This is a genomic window from Nocardia jiangxiensis NBRC 101359, assembly GCF_000308615.1.
In the GTDB taxonomy this organism is placed as follows: Bacteria; Actinomycetota; Actinomycetes; order Mycobacteriales; family Mycobacteriaceae; genus Nocardia; species Nocardia jiangxiensis.
In genome coordinates this window covers 1-22,437 of the sequence record NZ_BAGB01000061.1, presented here as the reverse complement: position 1 = coordinate 22,437, position 22,437 = coordinate 1, and the positions used below count along the sequence as shown (strand labels likewise).

At 67.9% G+C, this 22,437-nt stretch carries 24 protein-coding genes and 1 pseudogene; 13 read left to right on the top strand and 12 right to left on the bottom strand.

Going from position 1 to position 22,437, the window contains the following annotated elements:
• The first annotated feature begins 101 nt into the window (after positions 1-101).
• Positions 102-497 (top strand): hypothetical protein, encoded by a 396-nt coding sequence (locus ON40_RS26405; protein ID WP_040827468.1) that lies wholly within the window; start codon positions 102-104, stop codon positions 495-497.
• A gap of 7 nt (positions 498-504) precedes the next feature.
• Here the strand turns inward: ON40_RS26405 and ON40_RS26400 are convergent, their stop codons facing one another.
• The 6 genes and pseudogenes from ON40_RS26400 to cutA all read right to left on the bottom strand — a co-directional run.
• Positions 505-1,113, bottom strand: coding sequence for a GNAT family N-acetyltransferase (locus tag ON40_RS26400; RefSeq protein ID WP_040827270.1), 609 nt, complete (start codon positions 1,111-1,113; stop codon positions 505-507).
• Positions 1,114-1,185: 72 nt separating this feature from the next.
• Entirely contained in the window at positions 1,186-2,499 is a 1,314-nt protein-coding gene (locus ON40_RS26395; protein ID WP_083895942.1) for an RNA polymerase sigma factor, read from the bottom strand.
• 78 nt (positions 2,500-2,577) lie between these two features.
• The gene (locus tag ON40_RS26390) at positions 2,578-2,919 is read right to left on the bottom strand and encodes a YciI family protein (RefSeq protein ID WP_040827268.1); all 342 of its coding nucleotides are present in this window, start codon (positions 2,917-2,919) and stop codon (positions 2,578-2,580) included.
• Positions 2,920-3,015: 96 nt separating this feature from the next.
• Positions 3,016-3,492: a GNAT family N-acetyltransferase gene (locus ON40_RS26385; RefSeq protein WP_040827266.1), complete on the bottom strand. Its 477-nt coding sequence runs from the start codon at positions 3,490-3,492 to the stop codon at positions 3,016-3,018.
• A complete protein-coding gene (locus ON40_RS26380) occupies positions 3,489-4,103 on the bottom strand; it encodes an acid phosphatase (RefSeq protein WP_063713088.1) in 615 nt (204 codons plus the stop codon). The genes ON40_RS26385 and ON40_RS26380 overlap by 4 nt, the downstream gene beginning before the upstream one ends.
• A gap of 8 nt (positions 4,104-4,111) precedes the next feature.
• Positions 4,112-4,231 (bottom strand): annotated as a pseudogene (gene cutA / locus ON40_RS56130) (divalent cation tolerance protein CutA); the annotation flags it as partial.
• A 261-nt stretch (positions 4,232-4,492) separates the two neighbouring features.
• Between cutA and ON40_RS26375 the strand changes: the two are divergent.
• The 3 genes from ON40_RS26375 to ON40_RS26365 all read left to right on the top strand — a co-directional run bounded on the left by ON40_RS26375 (position 4,493) and on the right by ON40_RS26365 (position 7,419).
• Positions 4,493-4,933, top strand: coding sequence for a hypothetical protein (locus ON40_RS26375; protein ID WP_157186428.1), 441 nt, complete (start codon positions 4,493-4,495; stop codon positions 4,931-4,933).
• A 92-nt stretch (positions 4,934-5,025) separates the two neighbouring features.
• The gene (locus tag ON40_RS26370; protein ID WP_040827264.1) at positions 5,026-7,017 is read left to right on the top strand and encodes a UvrD-helicase domain-containing protein; all 1,992 of its coding nucleotides are present in this window, start codon (positions 5,026-5,028) and stop codon (positions 7,015-7,017) included.
• A 207-nt stretch (positions 7,018-7,224) separates the two neighbouring features.
• Positions 7,225-7,419: a hypothetical protein gene (locus ON40_RS26365; protein ID WP_040827262.1), complete on the top strand. Its 195-nt coding sequence runs from the start codon at positions 7,225-7,227 to the stop codon at positions 7,417-7,419.
• A 51-nt stretch (positions 7,420-7,470) separates the two neighbouring features.
• Here the strand turns inward: ON40_RS26365 and ON40_RS26360 are convergent, their stop codons facing one another.
• Positions 7,471-7,734, bottom strand: coding sequence for a hypothetical protein (locus ON40_RS26360; RefSeq protein ID WP_040827260.1), 264 nt, complete (start codon positions 7,732-7,734; stop codon positions 7,471-7,473).
• Between the two features lie 224 nt (positions 7,735-7,958).
• A complete protein-coding gene (locus tag ON40_RS26355) occupies positions 7,959-8,375 on the bottom strand; it encodes a MarR family winged helix-turn-helix transcriptional regulator (protein WP_040827258.1) in 417 nt (138 codons plus the stop codon).
• Positions 8,376-8,422: 47 nt separating this feature from the next.
• On the opposite strand from ON40_RS26355, the gene ON40_RS26350 reads away from it, so the two are divergent.
• Positions 8,423-9,112 carry a class I SAM-dependent methyltransferase gene (locus tag ON40_RS26350; RefSeq protein ID WP_174435073.1) on the top strand — a complete coding sequence of 230 codons (690 nt, stop codon included), beginning with the start codon at positions 8,423-8,425 and terminating at the stop codon, positions 9,110-9,112.
• Positions 9,113-9,296: 184 nt separating this feature from the next.
• Here the strand turns inward: ON40_RS26350 and ON40_RS26345 are convergent, their stop codons facing one another.
• Together ON40_RS26345 and ON40_RS26340 are read right to left on the bottom strand one after the other, a co-directional pair.
• Positions 9,297-10,517 (bottom strand): Rv3212 family protein, encoded by a 1,221-nt coding sequence (locus ON40_RS26345; protein ID WP_040827254.1) that lies wholly within the window; start codon positions 10,515-10,517, stop codon positions 9,297-9,299.
• A 220-nt stretch (positions 10,518-10,737) separates the two neighbouring features.
• Positions 10,738-12,480: a DEAD/DEAH box helicase gene (locus ON40_RS26340; RefSeq protein ID WP_040827253.1), complete on the bottom strand. Its 1,743-nt coding sequence runs from the start codon at positions 12,478-12,480 to the stop codon at positions 10,738-10,740.
• A 459-nt stretch (positions 12,481-12,939) separates the two neighbouring features.
• Here ON40_RS26340 and ON40_RS26335 point away from each other — a divergent pair, with 459 nt between their 5' ends.
• The 3 genes from ON40_RS26335 (at position 12,940) to ON40_RS26325 (ending at position 15,156) form a co-directional block, all read left to right on the top strand.
• Positions 12,940-14,001, top strand: coding sequence for an alpha/beta fold hydrolase (locus tag ON40_RS26335; RefSeq protein WP_040827251.1), 1,062 nt, complete (start codon positions 12,940-12,942; stop codon positions 13,999-14,001).
• Between the two features lie 65 nt (positions 14,002-14,066).
• On the top strand, positions 14,067-14,765 hold the full coding sequence (locus ON40_RS26330; protein ID WP_040827249.1) for a ferritin-like fold-containing protein: 699 nt from the start codon (positions 14,067-14,069) through the stop codon (positions 14,763-14,765).
• Positions 14,766-14,928: 163 nt separating this feature from the next.
• Positions 14,929-15,156, top strand: coding sequence for a DUF3107 domain-containing protein (locus ON40_RS26325; RefSeq protein WP_040827460.1), 228 nt, complete (start codon positions 14,929-14,931; stop codon positions 15,154-15,156).
• A gap of 69 nt (positions 15,157-15,225) precedes the next feature.
• Here ON40_RS26325 and fasR read toward each other — a convergent pair whose 3' ends face one another.
• The gene (fasR, locus tag ON40_RS26320) at positions 15,226-15,897 is read right to left on the bottom strand and encodes an HTH-type transcriptional activator FasR (protein ID WP_040827247.1); all 672 of its coding nucleotides are present in this window, start codon (positions 15,895-15,897) and stop codon (positions 15,226-15,228) included.
• A gap of 249 nt (positions 15,898-16,146) precedes the next feature.
• Between fasR and ON40_RS26315 the strand changes: the two genes are divergently transcribed.
• The 3 genes from ON40_RS26315 to ON40_RS26305 all read left to right on the top strand — a co-directional run bounded on the left by ON40_RS26315 (position 16,147) and on the right by ON40_RS26305 (position 19,591).
• Positions 16,147-17,250, top strand: coding sequence for a DUF3152 domain-containing protein (locus ON40_RS26315; protein ID WP_083895958.1), 1,104 nt, complete (start codon positions 16,147-16,149; stop codon positions 17,248-17,250).
• A gap of 81 nt (positions 17,251-17,331) precedes the next feature.
• The gene (gene moeZ, locus ON40_RS26310) at positions 17,332-18,516 is read left to right on the top strand and encodes an adenylyltransferase/sulfurtransferase MoeZ (RefSeq protein WP_040827245.1); all 1,185 of its coding nucleotides are present in this window, start codon (positions 17,332-17,334) and stop codon (positions 18,514-18,516) included.
• 223 nt (positions 18,517-18,739) lie between these two features.
• Complete coding sequence (locus ON40_RS26305; RefSeq protein WP_040827243.1) at positions 18,740-19,591, top strand: TIGR02569 family protein; 852 nt, start codon at positions 18,740-18,742, stop codon at positions 19,589-19,591.
• A gap of 19 nt (positions 19,592-19,610) precedes the next feature.
• Here the strand turns inward: ON40_RS26305 and ON40_RS26300 are convergent, their stop codons facing one another.
• Positions 19,611-20,279: a FadR/GntR family transcriptional regulator gene (locus tag ON40_RS26300; protein ID WP_040827456.1), complete on the bottom strand. Its 669-nt coding sequence runs from the start codon at positions 20,277-20,279 to the stop codon at positions 19,611-19,613.
• 132 nt (positions 20,280-20,411) lie between these two features.
• Between ON40_RS26300 and ON40_RS26295 the strand changes: the two genes are divergently transcribed.
• Entirely contained in the window at positions 20,412-21,629 is a 1,218-nt protein-coding gene (locus tag ON40_RS26295; RefSeq protein ID WP_040827454.1) for an MFS transporter, read from the top strand.
• Between the two features lie 133 nt (positions 21,630-21,762).
• Positions 21,763-22,437: FAD-dependent oxidoreductase (locus ON40_RS26290; RefSeq protein WP_040827241.1), on the top strand; the 675-nt coding region annotated here is incomplete at its 3' end.

Sequence of the window (22,437 nt, the reverse complement as noted above, 5' to 3'; positions counted from 1 at the left end):
GGTCCATCTCGGCCGGGTCGTAGGCTGGGCCCGTGGCGAACCAGAACTCGGACGGGCACGACGACGACCCGGTCGTCGAGCAGGGTGACGCGCGGCCGGCGGTGCCGGGCACCGTGCGCGGTGCGGGCGCGCTGGCGGCGCTGGAGGGCGCGGTCGGCGTGATCGTCGCGATCGTGCTGGTCGTGCGCGGTCTGTCGGGGGCGGATCAGAGCAAGGTGAGTGCGTACGGGACCGCGGCGTGGTTCCTGATCCTGGGCGGCGCGGTGTTGGCGGCCGGGATCGGGTTGTTCCTGGGACGTCGCTGGGGCCGGGCGATCGCGGTGATCGCGCAGATCCTGCTGCTGCCGGTGTCCTGGTACATGATCAAGGGCGACCAGTTGCAGTTCGGCATTCCGCTCGGATTGGTCGCGCTGGCCGGACTGGTCCTGCTGTTCGCGCCGTCGTCCTCGCGCTGGATGGCGCAGGGGTACGACTCCTCGATCGGTTCGGCGGACTGATCGCCGCTCAGCGCGGAGTGCGCCACATGGGCCACATCGGCGGGCCGCCGTCGGTGATGTTCAGTTCGCCGGTGAGGTCGAAGCCGAAACGCTCGTAGTAGGCGATGTTCTCGGATTTGCTCGATTCCAGGTAGGCCGGGCTGCCGGTCTCGTCGCAGTGCGCCAAACGCGGGGCGAGCAGGGCGTGGCCGAAACCGCGTCCGCGGGCGTCGGGATGGGTGCCGATGAACGCGAGATACCAGTGCGGCTCGGTGGGGTGATGCCGGGCCATCTGGTCGGCCATCTCGCCGCCCGCCCGCAGCCGCCCGCGGAACGCGCGCACGATTCCGGGCAGCATGCGCAGCTGGGCGGCTCCGGAGGTCCGCCGGCCGCCCGGCGGCGCCCACACCGCGGCGCCGAGCATCCGGCCGGTCTCGTCGAACGCCGCGTCCACCGCGCCGCCGGGCAGGAACTGGTGCCGGATCATCGTGGTGAACATGTATCCCGCGCGCCGGGGCCGGACGCGCGAATCCGGAATCAGCCAGCTGATGATCGGATCGTCGGCGAATGCGACGCCCAGGACGCGTGCCAGTTCGGGGACGTCGGACGCGGTCGCCGGGCGAACGGTGATCGTCATTCGTTCACGATAGGACCGCCGTGCTCAGCCGGGCCGTAATGACCCCTGAGCGCCTCGTGGGCGCACTTTTGGTCACTCGCCCAGTTCAGCTGCGCGGGCGGTGAGGAAGGCGCGCTCAGCGGCGTTCTCGGTGAGCAGCAGCGCCTCCTCGTAGGCGAGCCGGGCCTCGCGGGTGCGGCCCAGTTCGGCCAGGAAGTGCGCGCGGGCGGCGGGCAGATAGCCGTATCCCGCGAGCTGCGGTTCGGCGGACAACTCCGCCAGCGCGCTCAGCCCCGCCTCGGGCCCCTCGGCCATCCCGACCGCCACCGCCCGATTCAGCGCCACCACCGGAGAGGGCCAGACCTGGATCAGCACGTCGTACAGTCCGGCGATCTCGGGCCAATCGGTGTCCGCGTATCCGGCTGCCTCGGCGTGCACCGCCGCGATGGCGGCCTGCAGCGCATAACGGCCCGGAGTGCCGTTCAGGGCGGCCCGCACCAGTGCGATGCCCTCGGTGATCTGCGCGCGATCCCATCGGGTGCGATCCTGCTCGGACAGCCGCAGCATCGTCCCGTCCGCCCCGGTGCGCGCGGCGCGGCGTGCGTCGGTGAGCAGGATGAGCGCGAGAAGTCCTGTCACATCTGGATTTTCGGGCAGCAGGGTGTGCAGCATCCGGGCCAGGTCGGTGGCCCGTTCGGTCAGGTCGCGGCGGATCAGGTCCGCGCCCGCGGGGGCGGTGTGACCGGTGGTGAACAGCAGATGGACCACCGTCAGCACCGCATCGATGCGGTCGGGGAGTTCGGCCGGTCCGGGCACCCGATACGGGATGCGGGCCGCGGCGATCTTCTTCTTCGCCCGCGTGATGCGGGCGGCCATGGTCGGCTCGCCGACCAGGAAGGCGCGGGCGACCTCGGCGGTGCTCAGACCGCAGACCAGTCGCAGGGTCAGCGCCACCTGCGCCTCGAGGGACAGGGCCGGATGGCAGCAGGTGCAGATCAACCGCAATCGGTCGTCGGGGATCTGCGTCAACGCCGTGACCGCGGAATCGGCGATGTCCTCGGTGTGATCGTCCTCGATCAGCAGCGGCAGTGTCCGGCGCATCGTCGAGTGGTGGCGCAGCAGATCGAGGGCTCGATTGCGCGCCACCGTCGTCAACCAGGCGACCGGGCGCGCCGGGACGCCGTCTCGGGTCCAGTGACCGAGGGCCTGGGCGTAGGCGTCCTGCACGCACTCCTGCGCCAGGTCCAGATCGCGGGTGACCCGGACCGTCGTCGCGAGGACGAAGGCCCACTCGCGGCGATGCGCCTCGGCGACCGCCGCCGCGACCTGAACGTGGGGCGTGCGTGAATCGGTCGTCTCCGCGGTCACGCCGGATTCGGTCCCCGAGTGGTCCCGCGACTGCGTCATCTGCGGGACCTCCCGGGAACTCGGTGAATCATGTGACAGGGCAACATAATTCGGGATCGGTGTGTCGCCTCGGCCGACTCAGCTCAACACGAGCAGCGGGCGCACCTCGACGCCGCCCTCGGCCATCGGAACCTGCTTGGCGACCTCGAGCGCGGCGTCCAGATCGTCCGCTTCGATCAGGTAGTAGCCGCCGAGTTGCTCCTTCGTCTCGGCGAACGGCCCGTCGGTGACGGTGAAACCGCCCGCGCCGTCGGGGCGGATGCTGGTCGCGCTGTGGCTGTGCGCGAGGGCGTTACCGCCCCGCAGCGCCGACTCGTTGGCCTGCATGAACCGCTGATGGCTGGCCATCGTCGGGTTGCCCGGCGCGGGTTCGGTGACCTGACGTTCGTCCTGGTAGATCAGGACCAGATACTGCGACATGGTGATCGTCCTTCGAACAGTGTGGCCCGCCTTTCGGACCATTCAACTCTTCGACGGACGGTCTCCGGCGAAATCGACAACGCCGCGAAAAAAATTTCAGCGAGCGGCCAGGCGGGTGAGCGCCTCGCCGGTCAGGCGGTAACCGGTCCACTCGTCCTGGGGATTCGCGCCCAGCGCGTCGTAGAACTCGATCGAGGGGGTGTTCCAGTCCAGGACCGACCAGTCCACGCGCCGGTAGCCGTTGGCGACGGCCTCGCGGGCGAGTTCGGTGATCAGCGCCTTGCCCAGCCCCAGGCCCCGCGCCTCCGGTTTGACGTAGAGGTCCTCGAGGTAGATCCCGTGGGTGCCCGTCCAGGTGCTGTAGTTCAGGAACCAGATCGCGCAGCCGAGCACCTCGCCGCCCGAATCGCGTTGCGCCACATGGGCGAAAACCTTCGGATCGGAGCCGAACAACGAGGCGTGCAGTTGCTCGTCGGTGAGGGCGCATTCGTGCCGGGCCTTCTCGTACTCGGCCAGGTCGTAGACGAGCCCGACCAGTGCGGGCACGTCCTCGGGTGTGGCGGGGCGGATCATCGGGCTCCTTCCGGAGTGGTCGGGACGAGGTTGTGCGCGAGGATCGTGCGCGTGCCGTGCTCGTGGCCCAGCACGCTGATCCCGGCGGTGGACAGGTAGAACCGACGGGCCTCACGCACCTCGAATTCCGCCCACCGCGCGATCAGGCATCGCGAGAAATGCCCGTGCCCGACCAGCACCGCATCGCGCACCTGCAGTTCCGGCGCCACCTTCGCCAGCACCCGATCGGCCCTGGCCTGCACCTGCTCGGCCGATTCGCCGCCCGGCACCGGATCGGTGAAGATCGTCCAGCCCGGTACGGACTCCCGGATCTGCGGTGTGGTCAACCCCTCGTAGTCGCCGTAGTCCCACTCGACCAGGTCGTCGTCGATCCGCACATCCGTCAGCCCGGCCAGCTCGGCGGTCCGCACCGCTCGCTGCCGCGGGCTGCACAGCACCAGCGGATCCACCAGCCCGAGCCCCGCGAGCACCTGCCGCGCCGCCGCTGCCTGTTGCTCACCGGTTGCCGTCAGTGCGATATCGGTCCGTCCCGTGTGCTTGTGCGCCTTGGACCACTCGGTCTCCCCGTGTCGCAGCACCACCAACCGGAACTCACTCGCGGAACCACTCATGGGCTCGATCATGCCGGACCGGGGTGGGGTGTGGCATCCAGGACCCACTGGCGGTAGCCGGGGTGCGCGTCGGCGACCGGGACGGCCAGGACCTGAGTGGTGTCGTAGGGGTGGTCTCGTTCGCTCGAATCCTCACCACGAGGGTATCGAGCGACATACCATCGGTCTTCGAAGTCTGTTCAGAGGTATACGTCTCGTGAAATCTCGTGAAGGTGGGGTGCCGAGGTGGACAGATGGGTGCGGGTGGGACGTTCCGGGTGCGGTGCGGCGGGATGGAACGGCGACCGAACGCGGTCGTCGTGAACGGCCCGGGGGACGGCGGTATGCCGTGCCGTCCCCGCGGCCTCCCGCACGACCCGGACTGTGCCATGGCGGCTTCGGGAGAGGTTGTGACACCTCAGGATTGGGCCGCGTCCTACCGATCCCTGTTCGGCCTGCCCCGAGTGCACGTCACCGCACCGGGTTTCGTCGTACTACCCCTCACCGACTCCATCGCCGCAGTCAATACACCTGAGCCACTGGGTGTTTCGATCCTCGGCGAACTGATCGACCGAGGCATTCCCGGCCCGGTCCTGGTGCGCACCCGCCCGCCGCGCCGGACCTTCCTGGTGGTGGCCGACCGTCACCCGACTCCCGACCATCTGACCCGCCTGGAACGTCGCGGCATCGACATCGGCCCGCACCGCGGAAATGTCGTGCTACCCACAGGTTTCGGCCGCTACACCCCCGAAGGCCGCTGGTGGGCCCGCCCACCCCGCCGCGACGAATCCCTCCCCCTGCTCTCCGAACTGGTCTCCGCCGCCATCGCCGTCCTGTACGGCCTGCGCTGATATCCCTACCGGTCGGTACTTGCGGACCTGAATCCGTTGCGCCACTCTGGTATTCATCGGTCTACCGGATTTTCGGCATCGAGGGGCGCGCGATGGCACGGACAGGCGGTTCGGACGGGGAACGTCGGCGCTTGCGCGCACAGCAGGCGCTCGCGTCGCTGGGGCCGATGTCGTCGAGACAGCGGAATATGTTGTGCGGCTTGCTGGTCGAGAGCAGGAATGCCTGGCGTCTACTGGTCCGGGACCGGCATCAACAGGGCGAGGATCGAGTGGACGCCCTGTTGATCGGTCCCGCCGGTGCATTCGGTCTGGTCTTCGGTGACCAGCCGCTCCAGGGCAGCGCGTCGAGGAGGCTGCGCGTGCACCTGGAAGAGCTGTTCGCCGGATTGTCCGCAGCGAACGGGCGTGATGTCTTCGTGCCGGAAACCGTCGAGGTCGTACTGGTCGCCGCGCCGCACAGCGGATTCGTCGGCGATGGGCGATACCAGGTGGTGAGCGAACTCGACCATCGGGTTCTCACGGCCGGTGTGGCACGGATGAGCCGGCGGACAGCGGAAAGCTTGGCACAGGCTGCCGCACAACGAGATCCGATCTATCGATCGGTATCCGTCGACGACGAACCGGTCCCGGTGATCGATGACGCTCTGGTCGACCGCGAGGATCTGCTCGACCGCGATCGTCTGCGCGCGTTGCGGGCCCCGCTGCCGACCTGGATGTCCTTCCTGGACCCTGAGCAGCACGGCCTCGTCGGCCGGAACCACCACGGGCCCGCGCGCATCGCGGGCCCGGCCGGAACCGGGAAAACCGTTGTGGCACTACACCGTATGGCCCGCCGCGCGCGCGTCACAACCGGCCGTCTGCTGTTCACCACCTTCGTGCGCAATCTGCCGCCCTGCCAGGAGCGGGCGTTCGCGGAACTCGCGCCGTTCGCGGCGCATCGTGCGCGATTCGTGACGATGCACTCCTGGGCGGGAGAATTGCTCTCCCGACGCGGTTCGCCCTACCGGATGGACCTGAAACAGGCGGACAACGCCTTCGGTCTGGCCTGGTCGAGGGTCGGGCAGCACGGCCCCTTGGCGAAGATCGAGATCGACAGTCGCTACTGGCGCGAAGAGATCGATCGGGTGATCAAGGGGCGAGGTTTCGGGGTCGGGGATTTCACCTGGTACGCGAAGCTGGTGCGTCGAGGACGGCGTGGTCGGCTCCACCAGGGGGCCCGAGCCGAGGTCTGGAAGCTCTACCGGGAATACGAGCAGATCCGGCTGGAACGCGGCTTTCTCGACGCCAACGATCTGATCACCGCGGCGCTCGAAGAATTGGCCCGGGTACCGCTCGCCGAGCGGTACGACATGGTCGTCGTCGACGAGATGCAGGACATGTCCCTGCAAGGGCTACGGCTGGCACACGCCATCGTCGGCGACCAGGCCAACGGATTGCTGCTCGTCGGGGATGCGCAGCAGAAGATTTACGCCGGTGGCTGGCGAATCTCCGATGCCGGTATCGGTATCGTCGGGCGCGGCGAAATCCTGCGGGTGAACTATCGGAACCGCCGCGACATCCTCCAGCTGGCGACCTCACTCGAGCAGCGGAACACCGTCGATGACCTGGACGGAGTTGCCGCGGTGCCGCTGGGGCGTGTGGAGGCGGCCTTGCCGGGCGGTGTGGCGATCACGTGGACCGGTCCCGATGCCGAGATCGAGGACGAGCTGCGTCGTCGGTTGCGCAGTATTCGGGAGCGCGGAATCCCGCTCGGGGCAACGGCTCTGGTCACGCGCACCAACAACGAGGCAGATCGGTTCAAGAGTGCGCTCCGTCGCTGGGGGATCAAGTTCCGGGACCTGGAGGAGTACACGGGCGCGGACGAGGAGCTGATCAAGATCGGAACGGTATTTCGAGCCAAGGGACTCGATTTCCGGGCCGTCCTACATCCGTGTTTCATCCGCAGCGGCGCGGACCTTTACGCGAAGGGTGAGCGCGATGGCAGCGACGCCGAGCGTGACCATGCGGAGTTGGAGGCCAATCAGCATTTCGTCGCGGTCACCCGGGCGCGCGATTACGTGTGGTTGGGCATCGTCGAGAGGTGAGCGGGGCCTCGAAAACCCGTGTCGTGGTGGTTGTCTCGTGGCGGTGGAGGTGGATCGCTGCGGTCGTGCGCCGGGCTGACTCGGGTCGCCCGTGAGCGGTATGCGGGGAGGTCGGGGAATCATCCTGCGGGGTGATGTGCCGCGAATGCGCTGTCCGGCAGGCTGAATGTCCGGGGGTCGGGGCTTTTCGGCGAACAGGAGGGTGAGATGGGATTTCTCGAAGCTCGGCGGCGACGCCAGGAGGCACGCGAGGAGAAGGTCAGCACCGCGGCCTACGACGAGGCCGTCGGTGCGGGCGCATCGGCCGAGGATGCGAGTGCCGCGGCCGAGCAGGCGGTGCAGCGCGCTCGCCGTCGTCGACGCCTGCTGCTCATCGCGGGTGCGAGCGGCGGTTCGAGCTGACAGTCCCCCCGGTTCCGGCGAACCGGCCGGAACCGGGGGATTGCCGAGGATTTACCAGGTGCGGCAGCGCTGATCGTGGTGGCCCTGGTTGTCGTGCTCGTTGTTGTGCCAGTTGCCGTGCCGGTCGCAGTGCCAGTCGTTGCGGAACGGATCCTTCGGATCGTGGTAGCCGGGGCGGTTGAACCCACCCCAGTCGTTGTTCTGGTGCGAGAGCCCCGGGAACACCGGGTTGGCGGCGGCCGAGCCGATGACGGGGCCGACGAGCAGCGCGCCCGCGGCGATGGCGACGAACGATGCGGACAGTGTCCTCTTCATGTTGACCTCTCGTAGGAAGTGGGGTTCCCGACCTCGGATGTCATTGCATGCTCCGCTGGTCAGGGATGCAACGACCTGGAGCAGATACACAGCAGACTCATATCTCGGACAGAGCTTCGCCTGGCGTACGGGAACACCGCCCAGGTGATTGCTGGGCGATAGCTAAATTACTTCACGTGGGTCGCTGATCACGGATCCACGCCCGTCGATGATCTGGTTGCAGGTCAGCCGACCGCGGCCAGCAGGCGACGGAACTCGCGGCGATCCTCGGCACTGAGCTTGGCCAGGACATGCGATTCGGCCGCGAGCACCAGCGGATCGAGCCGTTCGAGCAGGGCGAGGCCCTCGCGCGTCAGGGTGGCGGGCAGTGATCGGCCCGTCGGCACCGACGTCGGCCGCGTCACCAGGGCGCGGTCCTGTAATTCGCGGATCACCTTGTTCATCGCCTGGGGCGAGACGGTGGCGTCGCGGGCCAGTTGTGCATTGGACCGACCGGGCGACTGGGACAGCAGGCGCATGCAGAGGTATTGCGGGAACGTGAGTTCCAGCGGATCCAGTGCGGTGGCGACCACCTCGGAGCGCAACGCCGCGGCAACCCGGTACAGAAGGTATCCGAGAGGCCTTTCCTCGAGACCTTCCATGTCAACTATATTGACATATATCAACCAGGTTGACATAGAATGGGGCCATGACGAGTTCATCGAATGACGCGATGTTCGAATCCGCCTACCGTGGTGAGGCCCCCGAGATGGGGCAGGGAAATCGGCCGCCGTGGAGTATCGGCGAGCCGCAGCCCGAGATCGCCGCACTCATCGACGCCGACAAATTCCATGGCGAAGTCCTCGACGCCGGCTGTGGCGAGGCCGAGACCTCGCTGTATCTCGCCGAACGAGGTTTCACCGCCGTCGGCCTGGACCAGTCACCCACCGCGATCGACCTCGCCCGCGCCGCGGCCGCCGAGCGCGGCCTGAACGCCGCCGCCAGCTTCGAGGTCGCCGACATCAGCGCGTTCACCGGCTACGACGGCCGGTTCGGCACCATCGTCGACAGCACCCTGTTCCACTCGATGCCGGTGGAATTGCGCAAGGGTTACCAGGAGTCGATCGTGCGCGCGGCCGCGCCCGGCGCGTCGTATTTCGTTCTCGTCTTCGATCGCGCGACCATGCCCGCGGGCCCGGTCAACGCCGTGAGCGAGGACGAGTTGCGCGAGGCCGTCGCCCCGTACTGGACCATCGACGAGATCCGCCCGGCCCGTATCCACGCCAATGTCCCCGACGACTTCCCGGGCTTCCGCAATTTCGCCGGGGCCGACATCAAGGACGAAGGTCCGGGTCGCAAGTCGGTACCGGCCTGGCTCCTGTCCGCCCACCTGGGCTGACCTGAAAGGGTTACAGCGCAACAGTTTCCGAACGCCCGCGGGGCACGTCGACGACCTGCCCCGCGGGCGTTCGGTCGGTTCGTCGTAGCTCGGCGTTCGCGGTATCGCGTACTGTCCGACTGCGTAAGGTGAACGGGCGCAAAGGTTTCGAACGTCCTGATGGCCGGTGTGGCGATTCGATCGGTTACTGGCCGACGCCGTAGACGCGACCGTCGCGCTGTTCCAGAATGGTCGACCCGACAACGGCGAGGGATATGGGGCCGTTGTGATAGTCGCTGCGCTGCAAGGGGATTCGGGTGGTCTCCGCGCCGGTCTCGGGGTCGAGTGCGGCGATGGCGCCGTCGACCGGGATGAGAATCCGACCGGCCATGAGGACCGGGGAGCCGAGGGCGTCGGGGGCGGTCCAGAGCGGGTCGAACGTGGTGGCGTTCAGCGCGATCACGCTGTTGCCGGAGTAGATCAGATAGGCCGAGCCGATGCGGGTGGTGGTCGCCGTCGGCGGGAGGGGAGCGTTCAGGCGCTCTGTGGAGAGCATGTTCGCGGTGCCGTCGAAGATCGCCAATTCCGGTGCGGTGGTGGCGGTTCCGGGCAGATACAGCAGAACCCGGTTGTCCGCCACCGCGAGGACCCGCGCGCCGTCCACGTTCGCACCGGGGTTCGTGAGCACATGCGAGCCGTACTCCTCGGGCACGGTGCTGTCCTTGGGAGCCGGGTTGAGCACGCTGAGCCGGTCCGCGCCGTCGCCGGGGCAGTGTTCGAGCACCGCGAGACGGCTGCTGCTGGAGACCGAGGACAGCAGCGTGCAGCCGACGCGCGGCTGGGTCTTGATGTTCACCGGCGCGTCCACGTAGCCGTATTCGAGGGTGCGCACCAGATCAGAACGCCACATCTCGAGCCGATCCGAACCCTGGGCCAGGAAATAGGTGCCGTCCGCGGTCAACGTGATCGCGTGGTCCATATAACTGCTGCGCGCGGTACGGCGGGCGCCGCTGTCGGCCGAGAGCATCGTGGTCTGGCTGCAGCCGCGCTGATCGCGATAGGTGGCCACGACGGTGCCGTACTGCGCCTCCACTCCGCACAGCGGCATATCGCGCTGGTATTTCCACACCTGCTTACCGGTCGCCGGGTCGTATCCGGTGACCGTGCCGCCGTCGGCGGCGACCGCCACCCCGGCCACGGTCAGCGCCCGCAGCGCGGCCCCGTCGGGCGCGTGCCACAGCTCGTGCAGGGATTGCGGCAGCTGGTCGGCGGCGGCGGGCTGTTCGGCAGCGTGCGCGGCGGGCTCGGAAATCGTGCCGCGTGCATCACTGATCCACCACACGACGGCTATCGCGATCACCACCACGACGGCGATCGCGACTGCGGCAAGGAGATCGGCGCGCGTCCGCCGCTCAGGTGCGAGCACGTCAGCGAGCGTAGTCGATCCGCCGGGCCCGCCCGATGGTGACATCGCGGCGTCCGGCCCGACCACCGGATTCACCCTCGGCGACTACGCATTTCGGCCGCGATGGGACCGCGCGGTGGCGGCCGGAGACCGTGCGCGTGTGTGCGGTGCCCGGACGGACCGAGGGGCCCCGCGCCGGTCGGCAGCGGGACCCCTCGGTCCGTGGATGTCGTTACGGCGCTCAGGCCGTCGCGGAGATCGGCGCGTCGGTGGCCTCGGCGGAATCCGCGTTGGCGGGCCTGCGGCGGCGACGACGGCGACGGGCCGGTTTGTCGGCTTGCTCGTCCGATTCGGCCGCCGGTTCGTCCGAGGAGTCGGCCGACTCGCCGGGGGTGCTCTGTGCGTCGTTCTCGGCCGCGGCGCTCTCGCCGGAGGACCGACGCCGCCGACGGCGCCGCGCGGGCTTCGCGGCGTCGTCCGACGCGGTCGAATCCTGTTCGCCCGCAGACGAATCGGCGGACGATTCACCGGCTTCGGTTGCCACCTCGGCACTTTCGACGCCCTCAGTCGGCTGGCCGGCCCGGGTGCGACGACGGTTGCGCTTGCGCGGAGTGCGCGCCTCACGCTCCACCACGACCGCGTCGTCATCGCGTTCCACCTTGCGGCGCAACGTACCTGTCACGCCCTCGGGGATGTCGAGGTCCGAGAACAGGTGCGGGGAGCGGGAATAGGTCTCCACCGGCTCCGGAATGCCCAGTCCGAGTGCGGAATCGATGGTAGACCAGCGGTTCAACTCGTCCCAGTCCACCAGGGTGACCGCGACGCCGGTGCGGCCCGCGCGACCGGTGCGGCCGATGCGGTGCACGTAGGTCTTCTCGTCCTCGGGGCACTGGTAGTTGATGACGTGCGTGACATCGTCGATATCGATGCCGCGGGCGGCGACGTCGGTGGCGACCAGGACGTCGATCCGGCCCTTGCGGAACTTGTCCAGGGCCTTCTCGCGCTGCACCTGGCCCAGATCGCCGTGCACCGCGCCGACGGCGAATCCGCGCTCGGCCAGATCGTCGGAGACCTTCTGCGCGGTCCGCTTGGTGCGGGTGAAGATCATGGTCGCGCCGCGTCCGGACGCCTGCAGGATGCGGGCCACGAGTTCGCTCTTGTCCAGCGCGTGCGCCCGGTAGACGAACTGGGCGGTGCGATCGTGCACCGCGGAATCGTGCGGCTCCTCGGCCCGGATATGGGTCGGCTTGTGCAGGAAGGTGCGCGCCAGGGTGATGATCGGGCCGGGCATGGTCGCGGAGAACAGCATCGTCTGGCGCTTGTCCGGCACCATGTTCAGGATGCGCTCGATATCGGGCAGGAAGCCCAGATCGAGCATCTCGTCGGCCTCGTCCAGCACCAGCACGCCGACCTTGCCCAGGATCAGATGCTGCTGTTCGGCCAGATCCAGCAGGCGGCCCGGGGTGCCGACCACCACGTCGACGCCCGAGCGCAGCGCCGCGATCTGGGTCTCGTAGGGGCGGCCGCCGTAGATCGAGGTGACCTTCAGCGGACCCTGGTGATTGGTCAGGTATTTACCGGCATTCTCCAGATCCTGGGTGACCTGGATGCACAATTCCCGCGTCGGCACGATGACAAGTGCGCGCGGTGTGCCGTCCAGTGCGGTGGTGCCCGAATCGCCACTGGAAATGCGGTGCAACAGCGGCACGCCGAATCCGAAGGTCTTACCCATACCGGTTCGTGCCTGGCCGATCAGGTCTTCACCGGCCAGTGCGAGCGGCAGGGTGAGTTCCTGGATTGCGAAAGTACGTTCGATTCCGATCTCGGAGAGTGCGCGGACGATTTCCGGGCGAACTCCCAATTCGGTGAATGTGGGGGCGGTGTGTGTGGGATCGAGCTCTGCTGTCACCAGGTTGTCGCTCAACCCGGGTTCCTGTTCCACGGTGATCTTGCTCAGGTTCTTGCCTTCCTCGCGGTATCGCATCTCGCGCGCACGAGGTGTGGGGCGGTTGGTCCGCTCTCGGCCACATATCCGGCGGTGTTTCCCACCTCGGCCGCTGCGGGATGCCGGTGGCGGCATCAACCTGGCGCGGCGCATCGGTGTTGCGGATCTGGTGCGCGCACATTTTCCGTTTGGGCTGCGGTACTTCTGCTCGGCCACGCGTGCCGGCCACGCATGATGTCACGAGTAGAAATTTCCGTTGCCCATGCAGATTGTAGCGTGATATCTTCCGCCGCTCGAGATGTGCCGTGGGAAATGCGCGGTTCGGCTGAGCGGAAGTTCGCCGGATTTATTGTGTTACCGCATGGCGTGCGGTGTGGCACAGGATAATTCACGAATCGCGGTGAATTCGCGTACCGCTGCCACGATCGGGCCGCGACGCAGCGAGAGTGGCCTATCCCACATATGTGTGACGCCGTGTCACACGATAGCTTGCTGCCTGTGAGTTTGGCAGACACCGTGACCCTCGCCGCGCGCAACGCCTGGGCGCTGACCCTCGGCGACGGTATCGAGCGGCCCGCCCCGACGCCGTACACGATCCTGTGGGACCAGCCGCACCGGCGACTACAGCGCTTCGAGCGCATCGGTGAGGCGGGCGCGGGCGACACCGGTTCCGCGGTGCTGCTCGTTCCGCCGCTGGCGGCCCCGGCCACCTGTTTCGACCTGCGTCCCGATCAGAGCCTGGCGCGCTTCCTGCTCGACTCCGGGCATCAGCCGTACCTGGTCGACTACGGCGAGATCACCTTCGCCGACCGGCGGATGGGATTCGAGGACTGGATCGAGGACATCCTGCCCGAGGCGATCCGCCGGGTGTCCGCCGATCGTGACGGTGCGCCGGTGGATCTGGTCGGCTGGTCGCTGGGTGGTGTGCTCGCACTGCTCACCGCGGCCGCCGACGTGGCCCTGCCGATCCGTTCGATCACCGCGATCGGTGCGCCGCTGGACTACGACCGGGTGCCCTTCGTGCCGCAGGTGCGCGCGGCGGCCCGGCTCACCGGAGGGATCGGCGCGTCCACGCTGATCAGGCTCGCGGGCGGCGTTCCCGCGACGCTGACCCGGCTGGCCTACCGGGCGACGTCCTGGGAGCGCGAACTGCGGCGTCCGCTGTTCGTCGCCGCGCACCTCACCGATGCCGCCACGCTCGGCCGGATGGAGACCATCGACCGTTTCCAGGCCAGCATGCCGGGATATCCGGGGCGGCTCTACAACCAGCTGTGGGGCCGCTGCATGCTGGCCAACGACCTCGGCAAGGGTGAGTTCCGGCTCGGTGTGCGCCGGATCGAGCTGTCCGAGGTGACCGCACCGGTGCTGCTGGTGGGCGGCCCCGACGACGTGATCACCCCGGCCGCGGCCGTCGAACACGGCACCCGCACCCTCACCGGTGCCGCCGAGGTTCGCTTCGAGACCGCACCGGGCAGCCACCTCGGCATCCTCACCGGCCCGGCCGCCCGCACGACGACGTGGATGTACCTGGAGAAGTTTCTGGCGGATGCCTCGGCGTGAGCGGTACCGTGAAATCCCGGTGACCTGGTCACAACCGCACCGGGCGCGATACTAGGGTGTAGGGCATGGGAGCAAACCCGCCTGCCGCGCTGGACGATTCGACCGAATCCACTGTTCGCATTCCCGCCGATCATCCCGGCGTCACCGACCTGTTCGCCGTCCTCGCCTACGGCGAGATCTCGGCGTTCTACCGGCTCGCCGAGGAGGCGAAGCTGTCGCCCTCGCTGCGGGGCAAGGTGTCCGTCGCGACGATGGCCGCCGCCGAGATGGGCCATTTCGAGACCTTGAACCGGGCCCTGGCCGATCGCGGTGTCGAGGTGTTCGACGCGATGGCGCCGTTCGTGCGCGCCCTGGACGCGTACCACAATTCGACCGACCCCTCGACCTGGCTCGAGTCGATGGTGAAGTTCTACGTCGGCGACGGCATCGCCGCGGACTTCTACACCGTGCTGGCCACTGCGCTGGCCCCCGAGGTGGCCGCGGTCGTGCGCGACGTGCTGGCCGAGACCGACCATTCGCAGTTCGTCGTCGAGGAGGTTCGCGGTGCGGTCGCCGAGAGTCGTTCCGAGCGCGATCGGCTGACCCTGTGGGGCCGCCGGCTGCTCGGCGAGGCGATCACCCAGGCGCAGTGGGTGATGGCCCAGCGCGACGAGCTGACCGAGCTGGTTCTGATGGCCACCGGCGATCTGAACGGTGTGGCCGCGCTGTTCGAGCACATGCAGACCAGCCACGCCGAGCGCATGCGCATGCTTGGTCTAGGATGAAATGCCAGCGTAACAAGTGATTTCGCAAGTACATCGGTAACTCACCGGGTACGTCCACAAGGTGACCTGCCTCCGAACCGTCGGCCCGAAGCGGGCGTCTCCCCGCTCTCAACGGCACGCTGAAGGCGCGGAGAGGCGGGCGAGCATTTTTAGGAGGTTGGCCGTGGAGGTCAAGATCGGTATCTCGGATAGCCCGCGTGAGCTCGTGATCAGCAGCTCGCAGACCCCGGAAGAGGTCGAGGCGCTGGTGTCCGGTGCGTTGACCGGCAAGGACGCCGTGATATCGCTGACCGACGAGAAGGGCCGCAAGTACCTGATCCAGGCGGCCAAGGTGGCCTATGTGGAGATCGGCACCGCCGCCACCGGCCGGGTGGGCTTCGCCGCGGTCTGAGCGGCTACATACGTTTTCGGGCCCCGGCAGATACTGCCGGGGCCCGAAATGTATGAGTCCGTGTCCTGGTTACGCCGAACTTCCCGGCAGCCGGGGCACGTGCTTCAGGCCACCCCAGCACAGCGAGACGGTGGTGTCGACGGCCTCTTCCTTCGGGATGGGGCGGTCGGCCTCGAGCCAGTAGCGGGCGGTGATCTGGCTGGCGCCGACCAGGCCGACGGCCAGGATGCGGGCGCGGTAGGGATCCAGACCGGAGTCGTGGGCGACCAGGTCGAAGACCGCGTCCACGCAGGCCTCGGTGGCCTGCTCGACGCGGCGCTGCACCTGCGGCTCGCTGGTCAGATCGGATTCGAAGACCAGGCGGAAGCCCTGGGTGTCGTGGTCGACGAAGTCGAAGTACGCGGCGACCGCGGCGCGCACGCGCTGCTTGTTGTCGGTGGTGGAGCGCAGCGCCTGGCGCACGCTGGACACCAGTGCGTCGATGTAGTTCTGCAGCACCGCCAGATACAGTTCGAGCTTACTCGAGAAGTGCTGGTAGAGAACGGGTTTGGAGACACCTGCGCACTGGGAGATCTCGTCCATGCCCGCCGCGTGATAACCGCGTAGCACGAAGACCTCACTCGCCGCCGCGAGTAGTTGCGCCCGGCGGGCGTCGCGGGGCAGGCGAGTTCCACGCTTGTTCGGCACCATGGTCTCGGACGACAGTCGAGACGACGTCATCCGGTCCACGAGGTCTGTCATTTCGGCATCTCCCAATCAATTCCCGGCGGAAAAGGTGTGCACGGGTATCCCACGAACGATACTCGCTCCGATTGTCCCTCGCTGGGCTCGGGCCAACTCGGAGGTCGGTACGCGCAGCCGATCCCGCTAGCTATTGGCAACTTGTCAGTAAATGGTCTACATAAGCAATCTCGCACAGTGGTGAGATATCTCGCAACCGATCCACTGTTCCCGGTCCTGCACTGTGTGCGTCGCGGTTGTGAGAGTCTGATGGTCGTGACCGACCAAGAGGACGGATCATTCGACGGCAGTGCCCCGCGCGGTCGCGTCGGCACGGTAGGACCTGATCCGGGCGTCGCGGACGATACGGATATTTCCGCCACGGACCGCGATCGGCAACCGTTGCAGGCGCGGTGGGATCCGACGAATTCTCCGGATCACAATTCCCACGAGTGGGAGCCCGACGACGTACGGGGCGGTGCGTCCGCGCCCGGACGCGCGAAGAAGAGTAAGCGGGCCGCCGCGCGCCGCTTCGTCTCCACCTACGGCTGGCGCGCCTACGCGCTGCCCGTGCTGATCGTGGTGACGATTCTGGTCGTGGTGAACGCCGTGCGCGACAGCGGGAACTCCGGCGGCTCCGGGGTGCCCGGGGTTGGGCGGCTGAGTCCGCGATCGGATCGGGGCGGCATCATCGGCGTACCGCCCAAGGGCGACGGCAAGTTCGCGGCGGACCTGCCGACCGGCGCGCTGCCCGCGGGCGGCTCGTTCACCGAGGCCGGTACGGGCAACTGGCATATCGTGTCCGGCACATCGGCCAAGGTGGGCACGGCGCAGGAACACCTGTTCACCTACACGGTCGAGATCGAGAACGGGGTGGACACGGCCGGGTACGGCGGCGACGAGTCGGTCGCGCACATGGTCGATGCGACGTTGTCCAATCCGAAGAGCTGGATTCAGGACACCCGATTCGGATTCCGCCGGATCGATGCGGGCGAACCGGATTTCCGCATCTCGGTGACCTCGCGCAAGACCACCGAGGCCGACTGCGGATTCGACATCCCCATCGACTCCTCCTGCTACAACTCCGATCTGGGCCGCGTGGTCCTGTCGGAGGTGCGCTGGGTGCGCGGCGCGCCGGCCTTCGAGGGCGATATCGGCTCGTACCGCCAGTACCAGATCAATCACGAGGTCGGCCACGCCATCGGCTATCACGAACATCAGCCCTGCGCGGTGGACGGCGGCCTGGCCCCGGTGATGATGCAGCAGACCTTCGGTACCCGCAACGACGACATCGCCGCCCTCGACCCGCAGGGCGTGGTCCCCAAGGACGGCAAGAAATGCCGTTTCAACCCGTGGCCCTACCCTCGCGGGTAGCGAGCTCACCCGGGGAACAGTGACCCCGTCGACGGTGTTGCATACTTCGTTACTGCGAATTCGATACAAGGAGTCCAGGACGTGTCATCACCGAAGCCCCTGCCGCCGCTGGTCGAGCCGACCGGTGAGCTGAGCCGGGAGGAGGTTGCCCGCTACAGCCGCCACCTGATCATTCCGGATCTGGGCGTGGACGGGCAGAAACGGCTGCGCAACGCCAAGGTGCTGGTGATCGGTGCGGGCGGGCTGGGCTCACCGGCGCTGCTCTATCTGGCCGCCGCCGGAGTCGGCACGCTGGGCATCGTGGAATTCGACGAGGTGGATTCGTCGAATCTGCAGCGCCAGATCATTCACGGCGAATCCGATATCGGCCGCAGCAAGGCCGACAGTGCGCGCGATTCGATTCTGGAGATCAATTCCGGAATCGACGTGGTGCTGCACAAGTTCCGCCTGGACAACGACAATGCGGTCGAACTGTTCTCCGGTTACGACCTGATCGTCGACGGCACCGACAATTTCGCCACCCGCTACCTGGTCAACGATGCCGCGGTGCTGGCCCGCAAACCGTATGTGTGGGGCTCGATCTACCGGTTCGAAGGCCAGGTGTCGGTGTTCTGGGAGGACGCCCCCGACGACCGCGGCATCAACTACCGCGACCTGTACCCCGAGGCCCCGCCGCCGGGCATGGTCCCCTCCTGCGCCGAGGGCGGCGTGCTGGGCGTGCTGTGCGCGTCGATCGGCTCGATCATGGTGACCGAGGCCATCAAGGTGATCACCGGCATCGGCGAGCCGCTGCTGGGCCGGCTGATGGTGTACGACGCACTGGACATGAGCTACCGGACCATCAAGCTGCGTCGCGATCCCGAACGTCAGCCGATCACCGAACTGATCGACTACGACGCGTTCTGCGGTGTGGTGTCCGAGGAGGGCCAGGCCGCGGCCGCGGGTTCCACGATCACCGCGCGTGAACTCAAGGACATGCTCGATGCCGGTAAGGATGTCGCCATCGTGGACGTGCGCGAGCCCGTCGAGTGGGACATCGTGCGCATCGAGGGCGCGCAGCTGATCCCGAAGGACCGCATCCTGTCCGGTGCGGCACTCGCCGAGCTGCCGCAGAACCGCCCGATCGTCCTGCATTGCAAGACCGGTATCCGCTCGGCCGAGGCGCTCGCGGCGCTGAAGCAGGCCGGATTCGCCGACGCCACGCACCTGCAGGGGGGAATCATCGCCTGGGCCAAGCAGATCGACCCCTCGCTGCCGGTCTACTGAGCTGGTGAGCGCCGCCGGTGCAGCACAACCGCCACCGCACCGGCAGGGCGACTGATTTCGTGAGTACATCGGTAACTTCCGGGGTACGCCCGAAACCCGGCTGCCCGCCCGACCGTCGGCCCGAGGCGAAAGTTCCGGGGCACCCGACGACACGCTGAAGTTGCGGGGAGGCGGTACAGCGCGGCGCGCGGGGTGGTTCACCCGGCGGGAGTACGGTACGGCCGTGACTTCTGTGGAACCCCCCGAGCATGTGCGGGCCACATTCGGTCTCCGCGAGGTGACGCCGATCGCGCTGGGGGACTGGGACGGCGGTTGGCGGTGCGGAGATGTGGTGCTGTCACCGGTCGCCGATCACGCGCGTGCCGCGTGGTCGGCGAATGTCCGCGAGACGTTGTCGGTGGACGGGCTGCGTCTGGCGCATCCCGTCCGCGCGACCGATGGACGGTACGTCGTATCCGGTTGGCGCGCGGACACATTCCTCGAAGGCACGCCCGAGCCCCGGCACGACGAGGTGGTCTCGGTCTCGCTGCGGCTGCATCGGGCCACCGCCAGGCTGGAGCGTCCGCGTTTCCTGGCCCAGCAGCCCATCGCGCCGTGGATGGACGTGGACGTCTTCGTCGCCGCCGACCGTGCGGCCTGGGAAGCGGTGCCGCTGCGCAGTCTCAAGGCCGGTGGCATGACGCCGGTGACCTCGCCGGACGGGCAGCGCAGCCTCGAAATCCTGACTCAGCTGTCCACCCTGCGTAAGCCGGTGCAGGCGGCCTCGCAGCTGGTGCACGGCGACCTGTTCGGCACGGTGCTGTTCTCCGGGACGGCCACCCCGGGCCTGACCGATATCACCCCTTACTGGCGGCCCGCGTCCTGGGCTGCCGCGGTGATCGTGGTCGACGCGCTGTCATGGGGCGGCGCGGACGAGGGGCTGCTGCACCGGTGGGCGGATCTGCCGGAATGGCCGCAGATGATGTTGCGCGCGGTCATGTTCCGGCTCGCCGTGCATGCGCTGCATCCGCGTTCGACGCCCGAAGCGTTTCCCGGACTGGCGCATACGGCCGATATGGTCCGGCTGCAGCTCTGAGGTTCGACGCCGCGGACGCTCAGCGGCTCGGGAATTCGGCGATGAGCGAACCGAGGAAGCAATTCGCCGCTCGCGCGGCGCGTTCGGGGTCGCCCGCGATCACCGCGTTCACCAACTCGGCGTGTTCGGTGTGATAGGAACCGCCGGATTTGGATGTGCGAGAACGGATTCCCTGTTCCATCACCGGCAGCAGTGAATCGTAGAACTCGAGGTAGACCGTGTTGTGGCTGGCGACCACGATGCCGCGGTGCAGTTGGACGTCGGCGTGGATGGCGCCGGGATCGTCGTCGTCCCAGGCTTTTCGGCGTTCGTCGAGCAGATGGCGCAGGGTGGCGATGTCGTTGTCGTCGCGACGTTGCGCGGCCAGGCGCGCGGCCTGGGTGTCCAGCGCCTGACGCAGTTCGAGGATGTCGCGTTCGACGGCGTCGGCGAAATATTTCGCCAGCGTGCCGCCGAGATCGGAGATCGCGATCACATAGGTGCCCGAGCCCTGTCGACGCTCCAGCATGCCGGCGTGGACCAGCGCCTGCACCGCCTCGCGCACGGTGTTGCGGCCGGTTCCTGTGAGTTCGGTCAACTCCGGTTCGGTCGGGATGCGGGAGCCGACGGGCCACCGGCCGGAACGAATTTCGGAACGGAGCTGGTCGGTGACCTGAGCGATGAGGCTGGTGCGCCGGACTTGTTGCACGCACAACAGAGTACCCCGGGAGTAATCCATTGCCTCCCATCATCCGGTCATCCTATGATTCACGGCGTGTCACCGACCGCCCCCGCCGATATCTCGCCCACCACGTCCATCGCGTCCGCCGAACTGCCGGACGTGGACGTCCGCACCACCGCCGAACGTCGCCGCTCCCTGCTGGAAGGGCGGCTGCTGGTGTTCGCCGCGATCGCCGTCTCGGCGTTCACGTTGCGACTGGCGGTGACGGCGTTCACCCCGCTGGCCGAGCGGATCGGCGCGGATGTCGGCTATTCGACGACCGTCGTGGGCGTCTTCGGCATGATTCCGACCGTGATGTTCGCCGCCGCGGGCGTGCTCACCCCGATTCTGGTGCGTCGGCTCGGGCTCGAGCGCACCGCGCTGGTGGCCATGCTGGCGGCCGCGGTCGGGCAGGCGGTGCGTGCGCTGGTTCCGGCGACCTGGGAGCTGCTGGTGTTCTCGGCGCTGGCACTGGCCGGTATGGGTATCGGCAACGTCGTCGTTCCGCCGCTGGTGAAACGGTATTTCTCCGATCGTCTCGCGACGCTCAGCGCCGTGTACATCACGATGGTGCAGTTGGGCACCGTGGTGCCCGCCCTGATCGCGGTGCCGGTCGCGGATGCGGACGGCTGGCGCGTCTCGCTGGGCGTGTGGGCGCTGTTGCCCCTGGTCGCCGCGGTGCCGTGGCTGTGGGTGTTGCGCGATCGCCGCGGCCGCGACGTCGTCGATCGGACCGCGATACCCGAGCAGGCGGACGGTAAGGCGTGGAAGTCGCCGGTGGCGTGGGGGATGGCCGGAATGTTCGGGATGACCTCGCTGACCACCTATGCCATGTTCACCTGGCTGCCCAAGATCTTCACCGACGCCGGGGCGAGTCCGGCCTTCGGCGGCACCATGGTCGGGGTGTTCTCGTTCATCGGATTGGGCGCGGCGCTGGCGGCGCCGAGTGTGACCGCCCGGGTGCGCAATCCGTTCCCGATCGTGATCGGTTGTGCCGTTTGCTATTTCGTGGCGTTCGCCGGACTGCTGTGGGCTCCGATGAGTGCGCCGGTGCTGTGGGTGCTGCTGCTGGGCCTGGGGCCCAGTACCTTCCCGATGTCGTTGACGCTGATCAATCTGCGCAGTCGTACGCAGGCGGGTTCGGCGGCGTTGTCCGGATTCGGCCAGGGCGTCGGGTACAGCGCCGCCTGTGTGGGGCCGCTGCTGTTCGGCGTGCTGCACACCGTGACCGGCGGCTGGACCGTGCCGTTCGCCCTGCTGGCCCTGGCGGTGCTGGTGATGCTGGCCGGCGCCTGGCAGGCGTGCAAGCCGCGGATGCTCGAGGACACCTGGAGCTGACGGAGCGGTATCTCACGGGCTGATCGCCACGCACGTGAGCAACCGTTGATTTGACGGTCATTTCGCGCAGCATCGCCGCAATACCCGTTTCCTACCGTGGGGACATCCGGAATTCAGGAGGTTCCCCGTGAGCATGCCGCGCATCCCCGCCCAGCGCACCGTTGTGGTCGTCGGCCATGGCATGGTCGGCCATCGCTTCGTCGAGGCGCTGCGGTCGCGTGACGCCGAGAACCAGTGGCAGATCGTGGTGCTGAGCGAGGAGCCGCGCGCCGCGTACGACCGCGTCGCCCTGTCCTCCTACGTGGGCGTCTGGGATCCGGCGAGGCTGGCACTGCCCGGTAACGAGTACGCCGGTGACGAGCTGGTGGATCTGCGGCTGGGTGTGCGTGCCGAGTCGATCGATCGCGGCGCGGGCAAGGTCTTCACCTCCGACGGCGATGCCATCGCCTATGACGCGGTGGTGCTGGCGACCGGCTCGTACGCCTTCGTCCCGCCGGTGCCGGGGCACGATCGGCCGGAATGTTTCGTGTACCGCACCATCGAGGATCTCGACGGCATCCGGGCGGCGGCGCAGGGTGCCGGGCCGGGAGCGGTGGGTGTCGTGGTCGGTGGCGGCCTGCTGGGGCTCGAGGCGGCCAACGCGCTGCGTCTGATGGGGGTGACCCCGCACGTGGTCGAATTCGCGCCGCGGCTGATGCCGGTGCAGGTCGACCAGGGTGGCGGCGCGATCCTGGAGAAGCTGGTCACCGATCTGGGGCTGCGAGTGCACACCGGGGTCGGCACCTCGGTCATCGAGTCGGCGGAAGAT

Coding starts and splice junctions, on each gene's coding strand:
- ON40_RS26395 (WP_083895942.1), bottom strand. CDS start 2,499: ATGACGCAGTCGCGGGACCACTCGGGGACCGAATCCGGCGTGACCGCG.
- ON40_RS26385 (WP_040827266.1), bottom strand. CDS start 3,492: ATGATCCGCCCCGCCACACCCGAGGACGTGCCCGCACTGGTCGGGCTC.
- ON40_RS26350 (WP_174435073.1), top strand. CDS start 8,423: ATGACGAGTTCATCGAATGACGCGATGTTCGAATCCGCCTACCGTGGT.
- fasR (WP_040827247.1), bottom strand. CDS start 15,897: ATGACAGACCTCGTGGACCGGATGACGTCGTCTCGACTGTCGTCCGAG.
- ON40_RS26355 (WP_040827258.1), bottom strand. CDS start 8,375: ATGGAAGGTCTCGAGGAAAGGCCTCTCGGATACCTTCTGTACCGGGTT.
- ON40_RS26330 (WP_040827249.1), top strand. CDS start 14,067: ATGGGAGCAAACCCGCCTGCCGCGCTGGACGATTCGACCGAATCCACT.
- ON40_RS26340 (WP_040827253.1), bottom strand. CDS start 12,480: ATGCGATACCGCGAGGAAGGCAAGAACCTGAGCAAGATCACCGTGGAA.
- ON40_RS26315 (WP_083895958.1), top strand. CDS start 16,147: ATGGTCGTGACCGACCAAGAGGACGGATCATTCGACGGCAGTGCCCCG.
- ON40_RS26380 (WP_063713088.1), bottom strand. CDS start 4,103: ATGAGTGGTTCCGCGAGTGAGTTCCGGTTGGTGGTGCTGCGACACGGG.
- ON40_RS26400 (WP_040827270.1), bottom strand. CDS start 1,113: ATGACGATCACCGTTCGCCCGGCGACCGCGTCCGACGTCCCCGAACTG.
- ON40_RS26360 (WP_040827260.1), bottom strand. CDS start 7,734: ATGAAGAGGACACTGTCCGCATCGTTCGTCGCCATCGCCGCGGGCGCG.
- ON40_RS26370 (WP_040827264.1), top strand. CDS start 5,026: ATGGCACGGACAGGCGGTTCGGACGGGGAACGTCGGCGCTTGCGCGCA.
- ON40_RS26365 (WP_040827262.1), top strand. CDS start 7,225: ATGGGATTTCTCGAAGCTCGGCGGCGACGCCAGGAGGCACGCGAGGAG.
- ON40_RS26390 (WP_040827268.1), bottom strand. CDS start 2,919: ATGTCGCAGTATCTGGTCCTGATCTACCAGGACGAACGTCAGGTCACC.